Genomic DNA, 21,042 nt, shown 5'->3' with positions numbered 1-21,042 from the left:
GTCCGAGCGGGACGGCACGGTCCTCCAGAACCGGGAGGGCGTCCGGCCCGGCCGGCGGACCGGCTGCTGCCACGAGCCCACGGTGATCACGCCCGGTCCCCCACCCGCGGCGCCCGCCGTGTCGTCACCGGTGAGGAGCACCGGGAGGACCACCGCACCGCCGGCCACCACGTCCCGTTCGGCCTGTTCGGCCCCTCCTGCTGACCGCGCCGCGGGACGTGGCGCGACGGGACGGGGGCGGGGACAGAGGCGGCGGTGGCCGCCGGGCCGGCCGCCCGGCGGGGTCACCTGCCCCGCATCCGGGTCACTCGCCGCGCTTCCCGGCCTCCGCGACGGCGAACAGGGCGACGCCCAGCACCAGCAGGGCGACGCTCGCGTAGAGCCCGTGGCCGTCGAGGAACCCTGCCTGCCGCACCAGGCCCCAGTGCCGGCCGGTGAACTCCGTCACCAGACCCGCCACGCCCTGCAGCACGGCCACGAACCCCAGCACTTCCAGCAGTCGTCTCATGTCACCGACTCTCGCCCCGCGGACCACCCACCCGCATCGGCCGCGGGACGAGCCCTTTCCGACCGAGGTGGACGGCCGGGGCCGGCCGGGACGCCGAAAGTCTGCGGTCGTGCGACTTCGGTCGACGATCCCGCCCGCGGGGCGCCGCACCGGGCGCCCCCTGCCTAGATTGGTCGGCTGTGACTGATGACAAGGCGGTGAGGACCGCCCCGGTGTACACCGGCCCCCGGTGGTTCTTCCCGTCCGCCCTCATCCATGAGCTCGACCCCGACGCGAGCCGCTCCGGCCGCCGGCCCCGGCGCACCGCCCGTGACTGGGTCGTCGACTTCTCCTGCTTCCTGCTCGCCGTCCTGATCGGAGTGCTCGGCGCGGAGGCGCTGCGCGACAACACCGACCTCCCGCACGCCGTCGCCGTCGTCGACCAGCTGCTCGGCGCGCTGTCGTGCGCGGTGGTCTGGCTGCGCCGGCGATGGCCGCTCGGCCTGGCCGCCGCCATGGGGCCGGTCAGCTTCGTCTCCGAGACCTCCGGCGGGGTCGCGGTCATCGCCCTGTTCACCCTCGCCGTGCACCGGCCGTTCCGGTACGTGGCCTGGGTGGCCGGCGCCCAACTGGTACTCGTGCCGTTGTACTTCTGGTGGCGCCCCGACCCCGATCTGCCGTACGCCGCCGTCGTCGTCCTGTTCGTGGTGCTGACGGTCGCCGTCGTCGGCTGGGGCATGTTCGTCCGGTCCAAGCGGCAGCTCATGCTCAGCCTGCGGGACCGGGCCCGGCGGGCCGAGACGGAGGCGCGGCTGCGGGCCGAACAGGCGCAGCGGCTCGCCCGCGAGGCCATCGCGCGGGAGATGCACGACGTGCTCGCGCACCGGCTGACCCTGCTCAGCGTGCACGCGGGCGCCCTGGAGTTCCGGCCCGACGCCCCACGCGACGAGATCGCGCGGGCGGCCGGTGTGATCCGGGAGAGCGCCCACGAGGCGCTCCAGGACCTGCGGGAGATCATCGGGGTGCTGCGGGCCGGCGAGAGCGAGGACGCGGGCCGCCCGCAGCCGACGCTCGCGGCGCTCGACACCCTCGTCGCCGAGTCCCGCCGGGCGGGCACGAGGGTCACCCTGGAGCAGCGGGTCACGGACGCGGGCTCCGTCCCCGCCTCCGTCGGCCGCACGGCCTACCGCATCGCCCAGGAGGGCCTGACCAACGCCCGCAAGCACGCCCCCGGCACGGAGGTCACCGTGTCCGTCGCCGGCGGCCCGGGGGAGGACCTCACCGTGACCGTGCGCAACCCCGCCCCGGAAGGGGACGTACCGGCCGTGCCCGGCGCCGGACAGGGTCTGATCGGCCTCACCGAACGGGCCACCCTGGCAGGCGGCGCCCTGGAACACGGTCCCACTCCCGACGGCGGCTTCGAGGTGAGGGCGCGGCTGCCGTGGCGATGAACACCCCGGAACCCCGGTGCGCCCCGTCCCCGCCCTCGGTGTGTCCCCGCCCCGCCCGGCCGTGATTACGTACCGCCCATGACTGCGATCAGAGTGCTCCTCGTCGACGACGACCCGCTGGTGCGGGCCGGGCTGTCCTTGATGCTGGGCGGCGCCGACGACATCGAGATCGTCGGTGAGGCCGCCGACGGCGGCGAGGTCGAGACGCTCGTCGACCGCACCCGGCCGGACGTCGTCCTCATGGACATCCGCATGCCGTCGGTCGACGGGCTCAGCGCGACCGAGGCGCTGCGCCGCCGCGAGGACGCCCCGCAGGTCGTCGTGCTCACCACCTTCCACGCCGACGACCAGGTGCTGCGCGCGCTCCGCGCGGGCGCGGCCGGGTTCGTGCTCAAGGACACCCCGCCCGCCGAGATCGTCGCCGCGGTGCGGCGCGTCGCGGCCGGCGACCCGGTGCTGTCGCCCGCGGTCACCCGGCAGCTGATGACCCACGCGGCCGGTGACGCGGGGGACACCCGGCGCGCCCGCGCCCGTGACCGCGTCGCCGCCCTCAACGACCGCGAACGCGAGGTCGCCGTGGCGGTCGGCCGGGGTCTCGCCAACGCGGAGATCGCCGCCGAGCTGTACATGAGCGTGGCCACCGTCAAGACGCACGTCTCGCGCGTCCTGGCCAAGCTCGACCTCAGCAACCGCGTCCAGATCGCGCTGCTCGCCCATGACGCGGGGCTGCTGGAGGGCACTGACAGCCCTTGACTCCCCCGCTTCGAGGACGCCTGCCGTACGACCCCGTCGCCCGTGCCCGACCTCGCCGCCGCACGGAAACCGCCGGCCGCGCGGCCCTTCCGCCGGCTGCTCGGCGCCCGGCCCACCGCCTTCGGCGGCGGCGGGGCGCCCCCGGGACCGGCGTCCGCGAGGCCTCCGGCAGCGGAACGGCTTCCCGCACGGCGGGATCCTCGCCCACGCCGCCGGCGACGCGCTCACCTCCGCCGCCGACGGGGTCCTCCGCCGGCGCGGTCCTCGGCCCGTCCGTGCCGACCGGCGGTCCCTCCGTCCCGTGCCTCCGCCCGGCCACCGGCCGCACCCTCCGCGCCCGCGCGACCGTCGTCCCCGCGGGCCGACGCCAGGCCGTCGCCCGCCGCGACCTCCTCACGGTGACGGAGGACGACGAGGAGACGCTGCGCGCGGTGGCGCAGGGGACCGTCCTCCCGGTGACGGTCCGGACCCCGTGAAACCGGGGCGGGGCGCCGCCCGGCGCACCGCCCCCCGTGTCTCACGTGAGCGCCTCCTGGGCGCTGCTCAGCAGTTCCGCCGGGCGGACCGGCCGGCGTTCCCGGCGGGACCGCTCGCAGGCCTCCGCGATCAGCAGGGCCCGCAGGGCCTCACGACCGTCGCAGGGGTTGGGGCGCTCGCCCCGCACCACCTCGACGAACGCGATCAGTTCGGCCTCGTACGCGGGGGCGAACCGCTCCAGGAAGCCGGTCCACGGCTTGTCCGCCGCGGGCGGCCCGGTCGGCTCCGTGGACGCGATGGGCGTACGGTCGTCGAGGCCGACCACGATCTGGTCGCGTTCCCCGGCGAGCTCCATGCGCACGTCGTAGCCGGCGCCGTTCATCCGGGTCCCGGTGACCGTGGCGAGGGTCCCGTCGTCGAGGGTGAGCAGCGCCGCGCCGGTGTCGACGTCCCCGGTCTTGCGGAACACCGGGGGCCCCGCGTCCGACCCGGTGGCGTACACGTCGGCGACCTCGCGGCCGGTCACCCAGCGCAGCATGTCGAAGTCGTGGATGAGCGTGTCCCGGTACAGCCCGCCCGACTGCGCCAGGTGCCCGGCGTCCGGCGGCTGCGCGTCGCTGGTCATCGCCCGCACCGTGTGCAGCCGCCCCAGCCTGCCCGCCCGTACCGCCTCACGGGCGCCCGTGTAGCCCGTGTCGAACCGCCGCTGGAAGCCCATCTGCAGCACCGTCCCGGCGGTCTCCACCTCCGTGATCGCCTGTAACGTGCCGGCGATGTCCAGGGCGATGGGCTTCTCGCAGAACACCGGCAGACCCGCGCGCGCCGCCCGCGCGATCAGGTCCGCGTGGGCGGAGGTGGCCGCGGTGATCACCACGGCGTCGACCCCCCAGGTGTAGATCTCGTCCACTCCCGGCGCCGCCGTCTCGCCGAGCCGGTGGGCGAGGGCCTGGGCCCGCGCCGGATCGACGTCCGTGAGGATGAGGGAACCCACTTCGCGGTGTCTGCTGAGTGTGTGGGCGTGAATGGTGCCGATACGGCCCGTACCGATGACCCCGATGCGCATGGAAACAAAGTGGGGCTCGCACCGCTCCCTGTCAACGCGCATGTCCGGACAACCGAACTACCCGACTTCCCGTCAACAGCCCACGCCGATACGCTCGCTCCGTGCCGAAACCAGAAATGGACCCGACCGTGCAGCTGGAGCTGAGCGTGGACCGCGGCTCCCCCGTGCCGTTGTACTTCCAGCTGGCCCAGCAGCTGGAGTCCGCCATCGAGCACGGCGCCCTGACCCCCGGCACCCTGCTGGGCAACGAGATCGAGCTGGCCGGGCGCCTCGGCCTGTCCCGTCCGACGGTCCGCCAGGCCATCCAGTCGCTCGTCGACAAGGGCCTGCTGGTGCGCCGCCGCGGCGTCGGCACACAGGTCGTGCACAGCCAGGTCAAACGCCCGCTGGAGCTGAGCAGCCTCTACGACGACCTGGAGTCCGCCGGCCAGCGCCCCACCACGACCGTGCTGGTCAACACCATGGTCACCGCGTCCGCCGAGGTCGCCGCCGCGCTCGGGGTCACCGAGGGCGGGGAAGTGCACCGCATCGAGCGGCTGCGCTCCGCGCACGGCGAGCCCATCGCGCACCTGTGCAACTACCTCCCGCCCGGCCTGCTCGACCTGGACACCGGCCAGCTCGAGGCCACCGGCCTGTACCGGCTGATGCGGGCCGCCGGGATCACCCTGCACAGCGCCCGCCAGACCATCGGCGCGCGGGCCGCCACCGCCGTCGAGGCCGAGCGGCTGCGCGAACAGCCCGGCGCCCCGCTGCTCACCATGCAGCGGGTCACCTTCGACGACACCGGCCGCGCCGTGGAGTACGGCACGCACACCTACCGGCCCGCGCGGTACTCCTTCGAGTTCCAGCTGCTCGTACGGAACTGAACCGGGCCACTCGCGCGCGTGATCGTCGCATTGTCCGGACAATGTGACGCGGTCCACAGGCGGAGGGCGCGCACACCCGATCCGGTGCGGACGCGAACGGCGGGGAACCGCCTCCGCCCGCTTCCGGCGCCGGGAACCGACGTACCCCGTCACCTGCCCGGTACCGCGATCGGCGTGCCCGTGCGGCAGAATCGCACCCGATGAGCAGCTACCGCGACTTCACCGCCCCCATCGGATCCCGGCGCGCCACCGTCCTCAGAACGGTCGGCACGCGGGAGCGCCGCTCCCACCTGTCGGCGCCCCGGGTGCCGACCGTGGGCATCGACATCGGCGGCACCAAAGTGATGGCGGGCGTCGTGGACGCCGACGGCAACATCCTGGAGAAGCTCCGCACGGAGACCCCGGACAAGTCCAAGAGCCCGAAGGTCGTCGAGGACACCATCGTGGAGCTGGTGCTGGACCTGTCCGACCGGCACGACGTGCACGCCGTCGGCATCGGCGCGGCCGGCTGGGTCGACGCCGACCGCAACCGGGTGCTCTTCGCCCCCCACCTGTCCTGGCGCAACGAACCCCTGCGGGACCGCCTCGCCGGCCGCCTCGCCGTGCCGGTCCTCGTCGACAACGACGCGAACTCCGCCGCCTGGGCCGAGTGGCGCTTCGGCGCCGGACGCGGCGAGGACAACCTCGTCATGATCACCCTCGGCACCGGCATCGGCGGCGCGATCCTCGAGGACGGCCAGGTCAAGCGCGGCAAGTACGGCGTCGCCGGCGAGTTCGGCCACATGCAGGTCGTCCCCGGCGGACACCGCTGCCCCTGCGGCAACCGCGGCTGCTGGGAGCAGTACAGCTCCGGCAACGCGCTGGTGCGCGAGGCGCGCGAGCTGGCCGCCGCCGACTCCCCGGTCGCCTACGGGATCATCGAGCACGTCAAGGGCAACATCGCCGACATCAGCGGCCCGATGATCACCGAGCTGGCCCGTGAGGGCGACGCCATGTGCATCGAGCTGCTCCAGGACATCGGCCAGTGGCTCGGGGTGGGCATCGCCAACCTGGCCGCCGCCCTCGACCCCTCCTGCTTCGTCGTCGGCGGCGGCGTCTCCGCGGCCGACGACCTGCTCATCGGCCCCGCCCGGGACGCCTTCAAGCGGCACCTCACCGGGCGCGGCTACCGCCCGGAGGCCCGCATCGTGCGCGCCCAGCTCGGCCCCGAGGCCGGCATGGTCGGCGCCGCCGACCTCGCCCGCCTGGTCGCCCGCCGCTTCCGCCGCGCCAAGCGCCGCCGTGTCGAGCGGTACGAGCGCTACGAACGGTTCACGGAGGTCCGCCGCTCCATCTCGGAGGCGCTGTGACGGCCGAGCACCCTCCGCCGAGCGGCGGCCCCGGCCGCCCTGACGGGACGGGCGGCCCCGGTGGCGCGGGCGGGGCGCATCCAGGTGAGGACCGCCGGCACATGATCCGCCGCCGCGCCCTCACCCTGCTGATCATCGTCCTGCTCATCGGCATCCCGGCCGGCTACCTGGTGATCTCCGCCAACCAGAGCCGGGCCAGCGGCAAGGACAAGGAGGCGAAGTACTCGGCGACCGGCCTCACCGAGGGCTGGCCGTCCAAGCTCCAGCGCCGCATCTACGAGGTGCCGGTGCCGCACCCGGCCTGGTGGGTCGCCTCGTACGAGACGAACAACTGGAAGACCAGCCGCCTGTACGTCGAGTTCGAGACCAGCGACGCGGGCCTGACCGCCTTCCTCACCAGCATGGGCATGTCGGAGAAGGACCTGAGGAAGGACCGCCTGCCCATCGCCGAGCGCGACCGCGACGTCACCGGCTGGACCTTCGACGGCCCCGGCACCTGGTCCGGCCTGGTGCACGAGCAGAAGAACCCCGCGCCCACGCACGAGGTGGTCGTCAACCACGACAAACCCGGTTACCCCCGCGTGTACGTCGTGGCCCGCACCGTGCCCTGACCAGGCCGCCGGAGCCGATTGTCGGACCCCGCCCGTAGAGTCGGGGACGACTGGTCCGACAGGCGGACGGGGAGGTGACGAGGCGTATGGGCGAGGCGACCGTGACGGCGGCGGCCGAGCGGGCCGTGCCGGCCGAAGGGCCCGGCGGACCCGTCCCGTCCCCGCGCCTCCCGGCCGTGTTCCTGCCGGCGCCTCTCCCGCGCGACGGGCGGGTCGTCTTCTACGACCCCGAGGGTGCCGGAGAGCTTCCCGAAGGGGCGGGACTGTCCTCCGAGGGTGCCGGAGCGCCTCCCGAGGGGGCGGGGTCGTCCTCCGGGGGTCACGGCGAGCCTCCCGAGGGGGCCGCCGGCGCCCGCCGCACCGGTCTCACCGTCGTCCGCCCGCACGGTGCGGGAGTGCGCCGCCGCAGCGTCCCCGCGCTGTCCCTGCCCGTGGACGAGGCCCTGCCCCTGCTGGTCCGCGCCCGGCACGATCCGGCCGCCCACCCCGCGACCGCCTGCTGGGGCGCCGCCGCCCTGCAGGCCCTGCGGCTCACCGCCCGCGGCCGCCTGCTGCCCGGCCTCACCGCGGAGGGGTACGACGCCTGGCGCGCCGGCCCGCTCGAGCCGGACGACGTGGCGCACCTGCGCGCGGTGGCCGCCGCCCTTCCGTACGAGGGCCACGCGGTGCCGCTGCCCGGCCCGGGTCCCCTGCGGCTGCCCCAGCCGGAAGCCCTGGTGCGCGCCTTCCTGGACGCGGTCGCCGACACCCTGCCCCGCACACCCGCCGCGCCCTACGCCTCCGGACCGCCGTTCGCCGCGCGGCGGCCCCAGCGGCTGCCCGGCGCCCGCGACTGGGCCGCCGAGGTCGCGGCCGGCATGGACGCCGGCGTGCGGATCTCGCTCCGTCTGGACCTGTCCGCCCACGACCTCTTCGACACCGGGGAGACGGCAGGCGGCGGGCGCGGCGCGCGGGGCGCGGGCGCGGCGATCGTGCAGGTGCACAGCCTCTCCGACCCCACCCTGGTGGCCGACGCGACGGCCCTCTGGTCGGGCGAGGCCGACCACGGCTTCGGGCCCCGCGCGCGCGTGGACGCCGCCCTCGCGGTGCGCCGCGCCGCCCGCGTCTGGCCCCCGCTGGACCGGCTCGCCGACCAGGACGTCCCGGACGTGCTGGCGCTGTCCGAGGACGAGTTGAGCGATCTGCTCGGCGTGGCGGCCACCCGGCTCGCGGCGGCCGGGGTCGCCGTGCACTGGCCACGCGACCTCGCGCAGGACCTCACCGCCACGGCGGTCGTCCGGCCCGCCCCCGGCTCGGCGACCGACGGCACCGGCTTCCTCGAGAGCGAGGACCTGCTGCGGTTCGGCTGGCAGATCGCCCTGGGCGGCGACCCGCTCACCGAGGCCGAGATGGACGCCCTGGCCGAGGCGCACCGCCCCGTCGTCCGGCTGCGCGACCAGTGGGTGCTGGTCGACCCCGCCCTCGTCCGCAAGGCCCGCAAACGGGACCTCGGGCTGCTCGACCCGGTCGACGCGCTGTCCGTCGCCCTCACCGGGGAGGCGGAGGTCGACGGCGAGACGGTGGAGGCGGTGCCCGCCGGGGCGCTGGCCGCCCTCCGCGACCGCCTGACCGCGGGCGTGCGGCCCGCCGCGCCCCCGCCCGGCCTCGACGCCACCCTGCGCGACTACCAGCTCCGCGGCCTGGCCTGGCTGGACCTCATGACCTCCCTCGGCCTGGGCGGCTGCCTCGCCGACGACATGGGCCTCGGCAAGACCGTCACCCTCATCGCCCTGCACCTCAAAAGGGCCCGCCCCGAACCCACCCTGGTGGTCTGCCCCGCGTCCCTGCTCGGCAACTGGCAGCGGGAGATCACCCGGTTCGCCCCCGGTGTGCCGGTACGCCGCTTCCACGGCTCCGACCGCACCCTGGACGGGCTGGACGGCGGCTTCGTCCTCACCACCTACGGCACCATGCGCTCCGCCGCGCCCGCCCTGGCGGAGCAGCGGTGGGGCATGGTCGTCGCCGACGAGGCGCAGCACGTCAAGAACCCGCACTCGGCGACCGCCAAGGCCCTGCGCACCGTCCCGGCCCCGGCCAGGGTGGCCCTCACCGGCACACCCGTGGAGAACAACCTCTCCGAGCTGTGGGCCCTCCTCGACTGGACCACCCCCGGCCTCCTCGGCCCCCTGAAGTCCTTCCGCGCCCGGCACGCGCGCGCGGTGGAGAACGGCGAGGACGAGCAGGCGGTCGAGCGGCTGGCCCGCCTGGTCCGTCCCTTCCTGCTCCGGCGCAAGAAGTCCGACCCGGGCATCGTCCCCGAGCTGCCGCCCAAGACCGAGACGGACCACCCGGTGCCGCTCACCCGTGAACAGGCCGCGCTGTACGAGGCGGTGGTGCGCGAGTCGATGCTCGCCATCGGGACCGCGCGGGGGATGGGACGCCGCGGCCTGGTGCTGAAGCTGCTGACCGCGCTCAAGCAGATCTGCGACCACCCCGCGCTGTACCTGAAGGAGGAGCACGCCCCGGCCGGGGACCGCCTCGCCGCCCGCTCCGGCAAACTCACCCTGCTGGACGAGCTGTTGGACACGGTGCTCGCCGAGGACGGCTCGGCCCTCGTCTTCACCCAGTACGTCGGCATGGCCCGCCTGATCACCCGCCACCTCGCCGAACGCGCCGTCCCGGTCGACCTGCTGCACGGCGGTACGCCGGTGCCCGAGCGGGAGCGGATGGTGGACCGCTTCCAGAGCGGCGCGGTCCCCGTTCTCGTCCTGTCCCTCAAGGCGGCCGGGACCGGCCTGAACCTCACCCGTGCCGGGCACGTCGTCCACTTCGACCGCTGGTGGAACCCGGCGGTCGAGGAGCAGGCCACCGACCGCGCGTACCGCATCGGGCAGACCCAGCCCGTCCAGGTCCACCGGCTCGTCACCGAAGGCACGGTGGAGGACCGTATCGCCGAGATGCTCCAGTCCAAGCGGGCCCTCGCCGACGCGATCCTCGGCTCGGGCGAGTCCGCGCTCACGGAACTGTCCGACCGTGAGCTGTCCGACCTGGTGTCCCTGCGGAGGACGGCATGACGTCCCGGCCGTCGGAGCAGGTGAGGGAGGCGCTGCGTGCGGCGCGTGAGCGGGGGCCCGGGGGAGCGGAGGCCCTGTCCGGAGGAGCGGAGGCCCTGTCCGGGGACGCGGGGTCCCCGGAGGAGCCGGCCGCTCCGGCCGCCCCCGCGGAGGAGGCCGCGCAGGGCGGTCCGCCTTCCCCGGCCGGCCGGACACCCCGCCCGTCCGACGCGGCCCGGGAGGCGCTGCGCCGCACCCTGCGGGCGCGGCGCGAGACCTCCGCGGCGCCGGTCGGCGCGGACGTGGACCATCCCCGGGCGGCCTCGGGCACGGCTGCTGGGGGAGCGGCGGGCGGCGGGCCGCGGCACGCGGAGCAGGCGCGCTCCGGGGAGGACGAAGGGGCGTGGCACGGCGAGGGGACGCCTGCCGGAACCGGCGATCGGCCGCCGTACGCGGGGGAGGCGCCCTCCGGGGACGCGGCGGGCGAGGCCCCGTCCTCCGTGAGCGAGGTCCAGCCCGCCGTGGGAGGGGCGCCCGGCGCGGCGCGTCCGCGCGTGGAGGAGGGTTCCGCCGACGCGGCGGACGCAGCCGCACCGGTGTCGGACGGGACCTCGACGAGTGCGCCGCGCCCCGACGCGCTGCCCCGCTCCGGGGGCGCCACCGGTGACGACGACGCGCCGGCCGCCACCCCGGGGGACGCGGCCGGTCATGCCTCCACGGGGGACGCGGCCGACCCGGCCGGCCGGGCACCGACCGCCGCCCCGGGCGGGCACGAGGCGTCCGGTTCGACCGACGACACCGAGTCGCACCCGGACCCCCGCCCCGGGGACATCGCGCGGGAGGCGTTGCGCGCCGCCCGTGAGGAGCGGGCGCGGGCCCGTGCCCGCGAGCAGGTGGAGGCGGCCGAGCGCCCCCGCCGCGACCCCGCGCCCCGCGTCCCGCGCACCACCCGAGGCGACCGCGCCGCCGACCGCCGCGCCCGCGAGATCCGGGAGACCCTCGCCGACGCCTTCCGCATGCCCGACACGGCGGACGACGCGACACCCGCCGCCTCCGCCGACGTGAACGCCCGGCCCGTAAGCACCCCGGGGCGCGGCCCCGGCACCGGGGGGCCCGCCACGCCCGCTTCCCAGGAGCCGGTCCCCGCCCGGGGCGGGGGGCCTGCCGTCCCCGACGGGGGACCCGCTTCCGCTGTCGATCCGGGACCGGCTCCCGCCGCGAGCCAGGGACCGGATGACGCCGCCGGACGGGCGGCGCCCCCCGTCACCCCGCGCTCCATGGCCGCCCCCGCCCGGGACGGCGACCACCGCCGTACCTTCCCGCCGTTCCCGCCCCGCTCCTCGGGAGGCGACGGCGAGGCGTTCGCCGAGACCTGGTGGGGGAGGGCGTGGGTCACCGCGTTGGAGGACGGCGCGCTGGACCCCGCGCGCCTCGCCCGCGGACGCGGCTACGCCGAGCGGGGCCACGTGGACGCCATCACCGTCACGCCGGGACTGGTCCTGGCGTACGTGCAGGGCAGCCGCCCCCGGCCCTACCGGGTGCAGGTGCGGCTGCGGACGTTCGACGACGCCGACTGGGAGCGGTTCCTGGACACCGCCGCCGACCGCCCCGGCCACATCGCGGCCCTGTTGGACAAGGAGATGCCGCAGTCCCTCGCCGACTGCGGCGTCCCCCTGCTGCCCGGTCCGGGTGACCTCGTGCCGCGCTGCAGCTGCCCCGACTCGGGCCATCCGTGCAAGCACGCGGCGGCCCTCTGCTACCAGACGGCCCGGCTGCTGGACGCCGACCCGTTCGTGCTGCTCCTCCTGCGCGGGCGCGGCGAACGCGAGGTGATCGACGCGCTGTCCCGGCTCAGCGCGGCCCGCGCCGCCCGCGCCGCCCAGGGACGGGAGCCGGAACCGCTGCCCGGCATACGCGCCACCGACGCCGTGTCCCGGCGCGGCCCCGAACTCCCGCCGCTGCCCGCGCCGTTGCCGCCTCCCCAGCACCCGGAGCAGCCACCCGCCTACCCGGAGTCCCCGGGCGGCCCGGACCCGTTCGCGCTGGACCAGCTCGCCACCGACGCGGCGGCCCGCGCGCACGCCCTGCTCACCACCGGCCGTGACCCGGTCGGCCCGCTCACCCTGTGGCACGACGCCGTACGCCTGGCCGCCGCCCGCCCCGGCTCGGGGCTGACCGCCGGCACCCGCGCGCTGTACGCGTCCCTCGCGCGGGCGGCCGGCCGTACCCCCGGCGACCTGGCGCGCGCGGTCGCCGCGTGGCGGCAGGGCGGGCCGAACGGACTGGCCGTGCTGGAGGAGCCGTGGGATCCGCCGGCCGGCCGCTTCGACCGCGCCCGCCCGCTGCTGCTCGCCGCGGACCTCCCCGCCTTCCGGCCCTGGCGCAACCGCCTCACCCACCCCCGCGGCCACGTCCAGCTCCGCCTCGGCCGCGACCACCTCTGGTACGCGTACGAGTCCGAGCCGGGCCAGGACGACTGGTGGCCCCGAGGCACCCCCGACCCCGACCCGGTCGGCGCCCTCACCGGCCTGGACACCTTCGGCGACGTCTGACGGCCGGCCGGGAAGACTCCCGTCCCGCCCCGCCCTGCCCTACCCTTCCCCGCCCCCGGACGCCGACGGCACCGGCACGTCCACCTGTCGCAGCTCCGCGAGGAGCACGCTCTGCCCGGCCAGCAGCTCGGTGAGGATCCGCCGGGCCGCGCGCAGCAGTTCGGCGACGTCGCCGCCGGCGAGGGCGTACGTCACGGTGGAGCCCTCCCGTACGGAGACGACGATGCCGGACCGGCGCAGCACCGCCAACTGCTGGGAGAGGCTGGACGGTTCGATGTCGATGTCGGCGAGCAGGTCCCGTACCGGCACCGGCCCGTGCTGCAACAGCTCCAGCACCCGGATGCGCACCGGGTGCCCCAGCATCCGGAAGAACTCTGCCTTGGCCTGGTAGAGGGGGACTTGCATGGGTGCGCGCTCCCTGCCGCGTCGGGGATGTTCTCCGGAACGCGGCGGCACCCTCCGCGGGCGCCGCCGCACGATGTGCGGTCCTTCGCCTTCGCCGCCGATCCTGCTGGCTCGGCACGGCGCGCGCCCGCGGCTTGGGGCCATGTTCATGTGGCGACTTGAAGAAGTCTTCACATCATGGGCGTGCGTCGGCCGGGCCCCGGGGCAGCTCACACTTCCAGTTGTTCCTCGACCCGCCTGAGCTGGTGGCGGGCCATCGCCAGGTTCGAGCGGGACTTGTCCAGGACGAGGTACAGGAACAGGCCGTTGCCGCTGCGGCCGGTGACCAGCCGGATCAGGTGGTACTGGGACTCGAGGGTGATGAGGATGTCCTCGATCTGCCCGGTGAGGCCCAGCAGTTCCATCGTGCGCACCTTGGCGCGGATCACATCGGTGTTGCCGGCCGCCGCGACGGTCAGGTCCAGGTCCTTCCCCCCGCCCAGCGTGCCCAGCGCCATGCCGCTCGAATAGTCGACGACGGCCGCACCCAGAGCCCCTTCGACATTGGTCATGATGTCCTTCAACGACACTTCCACACTTGCCACGGGCGTCTCCCTCTCCAGTCATGTGAGGGCCGCGGCGGCCTCCAGGGGAAGCCTTTCGCCTCGGCCGCGCTGGAACGCTAGGCGGGCGGAACGTGCCGGAGGGCACGGGTTTCAGGGATGACCCGTAATTGATCGAACGCTTGCGCCGGGAACGGCTGTGTGACCGCAACCAGTTCGAAAAGCGCCGAGCGAACGAACGTGACGACGACACACACGATCAAGTGGCGTCCACCGGCTCCGCCGTCACGACGAGGTTGGCGGTGTGGCCGCCGCGCTCGGGCTCGAACGGCGGTACGCAGGACCGGCCCGGCCGCGGTCGTCCTGTGAGCCCAGTTCCGCACCACGGCGAGCCGCCCTCTCGCCCAGCACGTGGCGACCATGGAGTGGGGCGTACGCGGCGCCCGCCGCAGCCCCCTCGTCCTCACACCCTCGGCCCCGGCCGGTCGGGCCGCCCCGTCCCGGGCACGGCCCGTCCCCGGGGCCTGGCCGAGGCGGTGAGCGCGCTGGAGGGACTGGCAGCGCGCTGAGAGCCTGGCGTCCAGGCCCGCCGCCGGGTGCCTCCCCGACGCCGGCACCCGCGCGGCGGTGCCCGGTGACGCACGCACCGCTGAGCAGTCGCCGGCGCCCGGTGGCGCGGCGTCCGAAGGCAGGCGGGCCGGTCCACGCCGTGCGCTCGCGCCGTCCGTGCGCTGTGCGCGCACCGTACCGGTGCGCGGCCGTCCCGCGGTCGGCTGACGAGGACGTGAGCGGAGGGCTCTTTCAGCTTCGCGTCCGCCCACCGCGTCTGGCGCAGGGTGCCGGGGTGGCAGGACCGGACGGTTGCGAGCAGCCCGGTGTCCTTCACTTCCCGGGTTCTCCGGTGGACGGCTCACGCGGTGCCGGGCCGTCGTGACCACGGCAGCCTTTCGGCTCCGGCCACGGAGCGCGGCTCGGCATCGGCCGTCGGAGTGAAACGGCGGGCTGCACGGCGTCACCGGCGTGTCGCGTGGCATTCATCCCCTGTCGGGTGCCGAAGAAGCGCTCTCCTGCCTGTTCCGCTCGCCGGCGGTGCGCGGTGAGCGGTGACGCCGCGGTGGCCGGACGCCGCACGAGACGCGGACGGCTCCGCCGGAAGGCGACGAAGACAGGGATCCACGCCGCGCCCGGGGACCGAGAAGGAGAGGCCGATCATGGGACATGGCGGAAACATCATTCAGGAACTGACCACGGACCACCGCGAGGTGGACTCGCTCTTCGAACAGATCGAGGCGCTGCCCACGGGTGAACAGCGACGGCGCGATCTGGCGGACGAACTGACGAGGGAGTTGGTGCGCCACTCGGTGGCGGAGGAGGAACACCTGTACCCGGCGGTGCGCCGTTACGTCGACGGGGGCGACGATCTGGCCGACAAGGAGATCGCCGACCACAGCGAAGTCGAGCGCATGCTCAAGGAACTCGAAGGCTGTGAGCCCGGTGACGGCCGGTTCGACACCTTGATCACGCAGTTGAAGACGTCCGTCGCCGAACACATCGACGACGAGGAGAACCGGCTGTTCCCCCTGCTGGCCGACGCCTGTTCCGCCGACGCCCTGCAGGAGCTGGGCGAGAAGGTGCGGACGGCCAAGGAGACCGCGCCCACCCGCCCGCACCCCGCCGCACCCGACACGCCGCCCGCCAACAAACTCCTCGCCCCCGGCGTCGGCATGGTCGACCGGCTGCGCGACGCGCTCACCGGCCGCGGCCGACAGGGCTGAAGACTCACCGGACCGTGTCCGCCGTACCTGCCGCACGAGACGCACGCGGCGTGCCGGGAACGCGCGCCCAGCTCCTGGCAGCACCACGGAGCAGTGCACGGGGTGCCGGGGCGTTGCTCGCGCAGGTGGGACGTCCTTGGCCTGCGGCCCCTTCGTGCTCGTCCGGCTCCCCTGCTTCGCGGGACGGATGTGGCGCGGGAGGCTGAGAAGCAACGGTGCGCTGAAGGAGGGAAGGCGGGGTAAGCGGGCGGTAAAGGACAACCAGTGATCATGCTGCGCGGCTCCGGCCGCCGCACCGTCGGAAGGAGCATCACCGTCATGACCACCCACCACACCACCCCCGCGGACGGCCGGACCAGGGTCCAGCAGGCCGCGCTCGCCGTCGGAGCGGTATTCCTCCTGGTGGGCGTTCTCGGCTTCATCCCCGGTGTCACGACCGACTACGACACCATGAAGTTCGCCGAGCACCACTCCGAGGCCAAGCTCCTGGGAATCTTCCAGGTGTCGATCCTGCACAACATCGTCCACCTGCTGTTCGGCCTCGCCGGCATCGTCATGGCCCGCGCGGCTTCCACCGCCCGCGCCTTCCTCATCGGCGGCGGTGTGATCTACCTGATCCTGTGGATCTACGGCCTGGTCATCGACCACGACAGCGCGGCGAACTTCGTGCCGGTCAACACGGCGGACAACTGGCTGCACTTCGTCCTGGGCGTCGGCATGATCGCCCTGGGCGTCCTCCTCACCCGCCGGGCCGCGCCGACAGCCCGCTGAAGCACAGCGGCCCGAGCCGGCAACCGGTCCGCCCCTGGCGGAGGATCGCGTTCACGGTCTCCCGCACGTCGTAGGCGCCCTGATGGACGCTGACCGAGCGGTGCCGGTCCTTCCACGCGGTGAGCACCGGCTCGATCAACGCCCACTGCCCGTCCGATAAGCCGCCCGGGTATGGCTTGCGTCCGCTCACCTCACCGGATCGACAAACGCAAACCGGCGGGTTCCGCCCCGTCACCACACCGTCAGGCGGCAGCAGATCCACTCAAGGAGTCGTGAACCCCGCTAAGAGGGTGATTCACCCGAGCCAGGCGTCCCAAGACGGTTGAAGCCGACGAGGCGCGGCGAGACGACGAAGGGGAAGGACGCGCCGTCAGGGGTCTTGAGGGCCGCCACGATGTCATGGTCCGGTGCGCCGAATATCTCGAAGTGCTGCACGGTGCAGTGCTTCATCACCTCGCGGATGTAGGGATCCGAGAGCCGCCAGTGGGCGCGGACGGCGTCGGAGTCGCGGTAGAGCTGGAAGCTGTGCGCCAGCATCCGCTCCTCGTCGATGAAGACCTCGACCATGAGCTGAGGGCCGTGCTCTTGGGCGAATGCCACCGCCTGCGCGATGGCGCGCCGGAAACCGTCGAGGTGACCGTCCGTGATGCGCATGGTGTTGCGGAAGAGAAGGGTGCTGCTCTTTGCGATCTCCATGCGCCGAGTGTTGCGCCTCAACCAAGGTTGAGGTCAAGGGCGCGGCTCGGCCGGGGAACCGGCGACGGCACTGAGGCTGCTGATGAAGCCCTGGCGGGCCGCCTCGCGCTCTTCTCCGGCACGGAGGGCCGAACGGCATCTCCCACCCGAGCTCAGCGATGAACCGAACACCAAGCTACGAACCGCCCTCTCGCGGCGCACGGCCGGTCGTCCCGTCAGGAACCGCGGAGTACGGCTGGACAGACCGGACGGAGCCCCGCCGGGGCTCGGCGGGGCCTCCGCGCACAGGGGTGTGACGGAGTGCGGCGGCCGGCGTGGGCGCCGCACTCCGTCACTTCGCGGGCCAGGTCAGTCGTCCCCGGTGGTCCGGCTCACCAGTGCGCCGTACGCCAGTTGCAGCGCGTCCGCGCCGGCCAGTGCCGTGAGCGCGCCCATGGCGGTCCGGGTCGCCCTCGGCCACAGCAACTGGCCGGCGGTCAGGGTGGACACCACCCACACGCTCGTGCAGAACGGGCAGGTCACCAGCTCGCCGACGGCGTCCTTGCCGCCTTCCGGGTCCGCCTCCTCGTGCAGTTCGGCGGGGCCCTGCGGGCCGACGTACCGCGTGAAGGGCGCGCGCAGCGGACTGGTGACGGACGCCTTGCTCAGCAGCCTGCTGAGCCGGAAGGTGGCGACCGAGGTCAGGACCACGTCCCAGGGCTGGGGCCGGTCGGGCACGGGGGTCCCGCGCAGCCGTACCGCCGTGGCCCAAGCCGCCGTGTACGCCCCGAACCCCGCCATGGACGCGAGATAGCCGCCCAGCGGCCGGTCGTGCCCCGCGGAGTACCGTCGTCCGGTGCGCCGGGCAAGCTCGCGCAGGCGTGATGCGAGACGGCTGTCAGCCGTCTCACCGGCTGCGGCGTCGCCTGTGGTGCCAGCCCTGTCGTCAGACGTGGCGGTCAGGGGATCCATGGGTCACACCCTCCTCCGCGGCGCCCGGTCGCCGCTCCGTCTCCCGGTTGTTGTCCGTGTGTTCCGCCCGGTCGGCCCAGCCTGCCAGGGCCGCGGGGACGGCGGCGGTCAGGCCGACGCCGACGAGCACTTCCGCTTCACGGGAGCGGCCGGGCCGTGGATCGAGCAGGGCCGCGGACCGCCGGCTGCCGATCGGCACCTGCACCCTCAGCGGATGCAGGGGGTGGCCCAGCCACCTTCCGTGCAGCGCGCCCCGGCCGTGGCCGGACGGCAGGGCACGCACACCCCGGCCGATCGCGTCGATCACCGCGTCGGCCCGGTGATCTCGTTCCAGGCGGTCCGGCGGCCACAGGACCCGGTTCTGCCGCATCCGACGGCGTGGCGTCGTGGTCATGAGCAGCCGGGTCCCCACCTGCGTATGTCGCAAACGGCCGACCAGGCCGGACGAGCCCCCTGCGACGGCCCCGGGTCAGGAGCGGGCGGGCGAGGACCCGCCGCGGCCGGGCGGCAGGGACCGACTGTTCCCGGGGGACGGTCACCGGGGCCACGGAAGCGGGTCCGGTGCTGAGGGAGGCCGTGCCGGCCGAAGCGCGCGCACTCGGCCTCAGCCAGGTGCGGCGGCAGACCGAGAGGAGAAGCGACGCTGCTTCCTGTCCCTCTGTCCGTCGACCAGAAGCCCGTCGTCCGGAAGCCGGTCGTCGGACGCGGCTGGGATCCGATGAAGGGTACCTGGGAGGACGACGGGGGCTGCTCGTCATCGGTTCGAGGGGAACGAAGGAGGAAACCGTGCAGCGGCCTGACGAGGAACTGCTGGATTTCGACACCGGCGAACTGGAGGACTGGGACGAGGAGCGCGCACGAGCGGCCCTCGACGGCGAACACGGCGCGCTCTACCGCAACCACCTCGACATCGCCCTGCACCTCGACCAGTGGGCGGAGGCCGAAGACCGGCGCACCGACACGGACGCGCGCTACAAGGCGGGCTACACCCAGGCCCTGCGGGACACGGCCGCGTTCCTGCGGCAGACCTACTACCTTCCCTGAGCCGGGCGAGGCGTCTCGCCCGGCCACCCGGCGTGCCGGCCCTCTTCATGATCTGGCCGTTCCGTCCGCCGCGCCGGGCGCCGCGGGTTTCCTGCGATCGTCCGCGGGGGACCCGAGCCCGTGGTGGCATACGGAGCGGAGCGGCGGGTGCGCCCGCCGGCGTCGGTGTGCTGGAGGAGACGCTGACCGCAGCGGCGGGCCTCCGGCGAGCCCTCCCCGGCGAGCTCTCGGCGCACTTCCCGGAAGGAGTCAGGCATGGACGGCTCGGGACCTCCAGGCCGTGCGTCCCGGAGCGCGCCCCCCAGCCCTCCTGACACCCCCCGCCCGGATTCCGGCACCGCCACGCGACGTCCGCGCGTGCGCTTCGACGGCTGGATCGCGGGCACGGGCACCTCCTCCGGCACACGGATCGTGCTCGGCCACTGGCAACGGTCACCCTTCGGAGCGTTCAGCGACGTGATGGTGGAGCGGCCCGACGGGGACAGGCTGCTGCTGGCCCCCACACCCGCGACGGCGGACTTCATCAGCGGCACCTACCTCTTCGACACGGTCCGCGTCGTCCCGGTCGAGGTGAGTGTCACGGACGGCGTCTGGACCGTCACCGCCGGGCCCCTCGGCCTGCGTTTCACCACCGGCCGGCGAGGGCTTTCGGGCTTCGCGCTGCGGGCCGTGCCCGGCGCGCTCGCCCGCCGTCCGGCGTGGAGCGCGCTGACGGAGCGGCCCGCCCGCCTGCTGCTGCCCGGCGTGCGCACCCGCGGCAGCGCCGGCCGGGGCCGCCGGGAGTGGTACGGCGCCCGGGACCTGCTGCCGATCCGTGCCGTGTCGGCGGACTACGAGGGCGCGGGCCTCGGGGCGATGGCACCCGTCGAGCCGCCCGTGCGCTTCGGGTTCGGTTCGGTGCCGAGGAACCCCTCCGTCACCCGGGTCACGACGACGGTCGAGCTCGGCCCGGAGTGAGGGCGCCTGGGCAGGGGGACCCGGCCGGAGCCGACGGAGGGGCGTCCCTCGAGCGGAACCGCGGTGCGGGAGCCCGTCCGCACGCCCGCGGTCGCGCACAGTGCCTTCACCATCGTGGGCGGACCGCCCGCCTCCGCCGGCGTCGCCCGGTTCGCGGCGGCCGGGGAGGCGCAGGCGGTGGCGCCCCTGTACTCCCCTCGGCGATCTCGAGGTCGGCGGACTCGACGACTCCCTGGTAGGTCAGCTCTTCCCCATGGCCTTGTGGATGACGTCCTTCGTCCGGTCCATGAGTGCGGCCACCGGGCCGAGGGCCACGTTGGCGGTGGCCGACTCGACACCGGGGTGCGGCCGGGTGGGAGCCATCGCCTCGGCGGCCTTGACGGCCTTGGCCATGGCGGCGAGGCCGGTGGCGTCGGTGCTGCGGCGGATATGGGCGAACTCGTAGCGTTCCTCGGCCCGCGCGTGCTCCTGGACGTCCTTGCGCAGCCGCATCAGCAGGGGCATGAACTTGGGGTCGTCGGTGTCCATGTCGTCCAGGGCCGCCAGCGTCTCCTTCGCCGACTTCTCCTCCGCCAGGCGATCCCTGACGACGTGCTCGCCGCCCTCGACCGCCCTGCGGACGAAGGGGTGGACGACCTCTTCCTCGGCGGTCTCGTGCACGGCCAGCAGGCGCACGAGGTGACGGAAGGCGTCCCGGCGTTCCTCACCCCGGCTCTGCTCGACCTCGTCGAAGAGGTTGCGGATGTCACCGTGCTGACGCATCAGCAGCGCCACTACGTCGATGTCGGGTGCCTGGTCGTCGCCGGCCTGAGGTGTCTGCGGTTCGGGCATGTGGGGCGTCCTCACTTCTCGCGCTGGGCGGGGTCGGGGTGCTCGCCCTCGGTCTGGAGGCGGTACTCGCGGCCGAACATCTCGTGGTGCTCGTGCATCACCCGGTCGCTCGGCGGATTCTCCCCGCCGTGGATCTGCTCCTGCATCTTCTCGAACCGCTCGTGCGCCTCGCGGACGTAGCCCGCGCCGAGGGTCGTGAGGTCCATCTGGGTGTCCAGCAGTTCGCGGATGTAGGCCTTGTTCGGCTCGAACGTGAGCACGTTGGGCAGTTCGGGGGCGAGCACCTCGGCCGGTTCGCGGCCGTCGTGGCGGCGCATCAGGTCGCACGCGATGCGCAGGTGCTCCAGCTCCATGTTCAGGTGCAGCTCCCAGATCGCCTTGACCTTCGGGTCGCTCTCCTGCTCCATGAACGAGTAGTACAGGTAGCAC

Annotated in this window: 20 protein-coding genes and 3 pseudogenes; 13 read left to right on the top strand and 10 right to left on the bottom strand. The window is 74.4% G+C overall.

From position 1 onward, the window contains the following. Positions 1–304: 304 nt before the first annotated feature. Positions 305–508: a hypothetical protein gene (locus ACIQ8B_RS13675; RefSeq protein WP_403546797.1), complete on the bottom strand. Its 204-nt coding sequence runs from the start codon at positions 506–508 to the stop codon at positions 305–307. A gap of 179 nt (positions 509–687) precedes the next feature. On the opposite strand from ACIQ8B_RS13675, the gene ACIQ8B_RS13670 reads away from it, so the two are divergent. The 3 genes from ACIQ8B_RS13670 to ACIQ8B_RS13660 all read left to right on the top strand — a co-directional run bounded on the left by ACIQ8B_RS13670 (position 688) and on the right by ACIQ8B_RS13660 (position 3,167). Next, positions 688–1,938: a sensor histidine kinase gene (locus ACIQ8B_RS13670; RefSeq protein WP_403546796.1), complete on the top strand. Its 1,251-nt coding sequence runs from the start codon at positions 688–690 to the stop codon at positions 1,936–1,938. A 78-nt stretch (positions 1,939–2,016) separates the two neighbouring features. Beyond that, the gene (locus tag ACIQ8B_RS13665; RefSeq protein WP_403546795.1) at positions 2,017–2,691 is read left to right on the top strand and encodes a response regulator; all 675 of its coding nucleotides are present in this window, start codon (positions 2,017–2,019) and stop codon (positions 2,689–2,691) included. Positions 2,692–2,966: 275 nt separating this feature from the next. Next, positions 2,967–3,167: a hypothetical protein gene (locus tag ACIQ8B_RS13660; RefSeq protein WP_403546794.1), complete on the top strand. Its 201-nt coding sequence runs from the start codon at positions 2,967–2,969 to the stop codon at positions 3,165–3,167. Between the two features lie 41 nt (positions 3,168–3,208). Here ACIQ8B_RS13660 and ACIQ8B_RS13655 read toward each other — a convergent pair whose 3' ends face one another. Then, positions 3,209–4,231 (bottom strand): Gfo/Idh/MocA family oxidoreductase, encoded by a 1,023-nt coding sequence (locus ACIQ8B_RS13655; protein ID WP_403546793.1) that lies wholly within the window; start codon positions 4,229–4,231, stop codon positions 3,209–3,211. A 128-nt stretch (positions 4,232–4,359) separates the two neighbouring features. Between ACIQ8B_RS13655 and ACIQ8B_RS13650 the strand changes: the two genes are divergently transcribed. The 5 genes from ACIQ8B_RS13650 (at position 4,360) to ACIQ8B_RS13630 (ending at position 12,641) form a co-directional block, all read left to right on the top strand. Next, the gene (locus tag ACIQ8B_RS13650) at positions 4,360–5,097 is read left to right on the top strand and encodes a GntR family transcriptional regulator (RefSeq protein ID WP_403547095.1); all 738 of its coding nucleotides are present in this window, start codon (positions 4,360–4,362) and stop codon (positions 5,095–5,097) included. A gap of 200 nt (positions 5,098–5,297) precedes the next feature. Next, the gene (locus ACIQ8B_RS13645; RefSeq protein WP_290009082.1) at positions 5,298–6,446 is read left to right on the top strand and encodes an ROK family glucokinase; all 1,149 of its coding nucleotides are present in this window, start codon (positions 5,298–5,300) and stop codon (positions 6,444–6,446) included. Continuing rightward, on the top strand, positions 6,443–7,057 hold the full coding sequence (locus tag ACIQ8B_RS13640; RefSeq protein WP_290009083.1) for a sugar kinase: 615 nt from the start codon (positions 6,443–6,445) through the stop codon (positions 7,055–7,057). Before ACIQ8B_RS13645 ends, ACIQ8B_RS13640 begins: the two co-directional genes overlap by 4 nt. A gap of 86 nt (positions 7,058–7,143) precedes the next feature. Beyond that, positions 7,144–10,110, top strand: a complete 2,967-nt coding sequence (locus ACIQ8B_RS13635; protein ID WP_403546792.1) for an SNF2-related protein — start codon at positions 7,144–7,146, stop codon at positions 10,108–10,110. Beyond that, positions 10,107–12,641: an SWIM zinc finger family protein gene (locus tag ACIQ8B_RS13630; RefSeq protein WP_403546791.1), complete on the top strand. Its 2,535-nt coding sequence runs from the start codon at positions 10,107–10,109 to the stop codon at positions 12,639–12,641. The genes ACIQ8B_RS13635 and ACIQ8B_RS13630 overlap by 4 nt, the downstream gene beginning before the upstream one ends. Before the next feature lie 39 nt (positions 12,642–12,680). On the opposite strand, the gene ACIQ8B_RS13625 is transcribed toward ACIQ8B_RS13630, so the two are convergent. Both ACIQ8B_RS13625 and ACIQ8B_RS13620 read right to left on the bottom strand, forming a co-directional pair. Beyond that, positions 12,681–13,046, bottom strand: a complete 366-nt coding sequence (locus ACIQ8B_RS13625; RefSeq protein ID WP_106411752.1) for a helix-turn-helix transcriptional regulator — start codon at positions 13,044–13,046, stop codon at positions 12,681–12,683. A gap of 209 nt (positions 13,047–13,255) precedes the next feature. Then, on the bottom strand, positions 13,256–13,630 hold the full coding sequence (locus ACIQ8B_RS13620; protein ID WP_403546790.1) for a hypothetical protein: 375 nt from the start codon (positions 13,628–13,630) through the stop codon (positions 13,256–13,258). A 288-nt stretch (positions 13,631–13,918) separates the two neighbouring features. Here ACIQ8B_RS13620 and ACIQ8B_RS13615 point away from each other — a divergent pair. The 3 genes and pseudogenes from ACIQ8B_RS13615 to ACIQ8B_RS13605 form a co-directional block, all read left to right on the top strand. After that, positions 13,919–14,157: pseudogene (locus tag ACIQ8B_RS13615) on the top strand (transcriptional regulator); the annotation flags it as partial. A gap of 642 nt (positions 14,158–14,799) precedes the next feature. Beyond that, entirely contained in the window at positions 14,800–15,363 is a 564-nt protein-coding gene (locus ACIQ8B_RS13610) for a hemerythrin domain-containing protein (protein WP_403546789.1), read from the top strand. 318 nt (positions 15,364–15,681) lie between these two features. Continuing rightward, positions 15,682–16,134 (top strand): DUF4383 domain-containing protein, encoded by a 453-nt coding sequence (locus ACIQ8B_RS13605; RefSeq protein WP_365415680.1) that lies wholly within the window; start codon positions 15,682–15,684, stop codon positions 16,132–16,134. 16 nt (positions 16,135–16,150) lie between these two features. Here ACIQ8B_RS13605 and ACIQ8B_RS13600 read toward each other — a convergent pair. The 4 genes and pseudogenes from ACIQ8B_RS13600 to ACIQ8B_RS13585 form a co-directional block, all read right to left on the bottom strand. Continuing rightward, positions 16,151–16,324, bottom strand: a pseudogene (locus ACIQ8B_RS13600) (transposase); the annotation flags it as partial. Between the two features lie 92 nt (positions 16,325–16,416). Then, the gene (locus ACIQ8B_RS13595; protein ID WP_403546788.1) at positions 16,417–16,830 is read right to left on the bottom strand and encodes a hypothetical protein; all 414 of its coding nucleotides are present in this window, start codon (positions 16,828–16,830) and stop codon (positions 16,417–16,419) included. Between the two features lie 348 nt (positions 16,831–17,178). Then, positions 17,179–17,631 (bottom strand): DUF1360 domain-containing protein, encoded by a 453-nt coding sequence (locus ACIQ8B_RS13590; protein WP_403547093.1) that lies wholly within the window; start codon positions 17,629–17,631, stop codon positions 17,179–17,181. Between the two features lie 124 nt (positions 17,632–17,755). Then, a complete protein-coding gene (locus tag ACIQ8B_RS13585; protein WP_403546787.1) occupies positions 17,756–18,175 on the bottom strand; it encodes a hypothetical protein in 420 nt (139 codons plus the stop codon). Between the two features lie 392 nt (positions 18,176–18,567). On the opposite strand from ACIQ8B_RS13585, the gene ACIQ8B_RS13580 reads away from it, so the two are divergent. Together ACIQ8B_RS13580 and ACIQ8B_RS13575 are read left to right on the top strand one after the other, a co-directional pair. Further along, positions 18,568–18,825, top strand: a complete 258-nt coding sequence (locus ACIQ8B_RS13580; protein ID WP_106411748.1) for a hypothetical protein — start codon at positions 18,568–18,570, stop codon at positions 18,823–18,825. 357 nt (positions 18,826–19,182) lie between these two features. Next, complete coding sequence (locus ACIQ8B_RS13575; RefSeq protein WP_403546786.1) at positions 19,183–19,782, top strand: hypothetical protein; 600 nt, start codon at positions 19,183–19,185, stop codon at positions 19,780–19,782. A 240-nt stretch (positions 19,783–20,022) separates the two neighbouring features. Here ACIQ8B_RS13575 and ACIQ8B_RS13570 read toward each other — a convergent pair whose 3' ends face one another. Together ACIQ8B_RS13570 and ACIQ8B_RS13565 are read right to left on the bottom strand one after the other, a co-directional pair. Beyond that, complete coding sequence (locus ACIQ8B_RS13570; RefSeq protein WP_403546785.1) at positions 20,023–20,613, bottom strand: hemerythrin domain-containing protein; 591 nt, start codon at positions 20,611–20,613, stop codon at positions 20,023–20,025. Between the two features lie 11 nt (positions 20,614–20,624). Then, a pseudogene (locus tag ACIQ8B_RS13565) lies at positions 20,625–21,042 on the bottom strand (hypothetical protein); the annotation flags it as partial.

Source organism: Streptomyces sp. NPDC096105, assembly GCF_044763335.1.
Classification (GTDB): Bacteria; Actinomycetota; Actinomycetes; order Streptomycetales; family Streptomycetaceae; genus Streptomyces.
Note: the sequence above shows the minus strand (reverse complement) of the source record. Positions and strands in the feature narration are given on the sequence as shown.